Raw genomic sequence first — 1,008 nt, forward strand, 5'->3', positions numbered from 1 at the left:
ACCGTTACGCGCCCTAATGCCTTGAGACTTCATAATGTTAGCAATGTAATTCTCTGAACAAGGGTAACCAAGATCGTTTAACTCTTTCGCTATTCTTCTCGATCCATAGCCAGCTTGCGTATTCCGGCGTATCTGATCATCAATTCTGGTATCTGATCACTGATTCTGGAAATCCAGAAAAAGTGATCGAATAAAACCAGAATCAATGGTCGAAAAGTTCCAGAAATGATGATCGGTTAAAACCAGAATGAGTGATCGGAATGGGCCAGAATCTGCAGCCAGCTTCAAAGTCTTCATAGGTATCCAACACTTTAGCTGTCATTAGTTGTCGACGTTTATCGCGGTCACAGATAGAACCCTTGCACCAATTAGCGTAACCAGTGCGTGAGACACGCATAACCCGGCACATTAAAGCCTTGGAATGCTGCTCTTCATACTCTTTGATAATGGCGTACTTCACTCTTGGTTTCTGGCGAAGTACGCCGCAGCCTTTTTTAGGAAATCCATTTCTTCTTGAAGCTGTTTATTCTCTCGCCTTAAACGACGAAGTTCTTCACTCTCATTTTTTGAGTAATCGACGCCATTAACAGAGTTGAATTGTTTATCAGATAAGCGCATAAATTGACGCTTCCAGTTCGCGATTTGTTGGGAGCTAATTCCAAGTTCTTTAGCAACTTGAGCTTGAGTGACGCCCGGTTTTTCGCAGCGTTTCACTGCTTCTTTTCGGAATTCTTCAGAGTAAGCTTGAGTTTTTTTACGTGCCATGAGCACCTCCACATAAGGTCTATATAACTATAGTAGGGTGTACACTAATTGTTGGGCACTCGGAAACCTAGACATAATGACTCCCCACGTCCCAAAAGAGTGCTGACCTCCTATCGTGGGTTAGCAAAGCCAGAGCCATAATATATGTGTCATACCATATAAGCGGAGGCCAGCACCATGAAAAACAATACCATAATTTTTGTCGGATTGGACACCCATAAGGAGTTCACCGAAGTCGCATAT

3 protein-coding genes are annotated in these 1,008 nt (G+C 43.1%); all 3 read right to left on the reverse strand.

Features of this window, described 5'->3' with window-relative positions; genetic code table 11:
* Positions 1-144 (reverse strand): IS3 family transposase (locus tag A3735_RS32725; protein ID WP_156499949.1); only part of this gene is annotated, 144 nt, incomplete at its 3' end.
* Positions 145-202: 58 nt separating this feature from the next.
* Positions 203-460, reverse strand: coding sequence for a hypothetical protein (locus A3735_RS26640; protein WP_068553031.1), 258 nt, complete (start codon positions 458-460; stop codon positions 203-205).
* Positions 457-765 carry a transposase gene (locus tag A3735_RS26645; protein ID WP_068553100.1) on the reverse strand — a complete coding sequence of 103 codons (309 nt, stop codon included), beginning with the start codon at positions 763-765 and terminating at the stop codon, positions 457-459. The genes A3735_RS26640 and A3735_RS26645 overlap by 4 nt, the downstream gene beginning before the upstream one ends.
* Between the last annotated feature and the right edge of the window lie 243 nt (positions 766-1,008).

The sequence above is a fragment of the Oleiphilus sp. HI0061 genome (assembly GCF_001635675.1).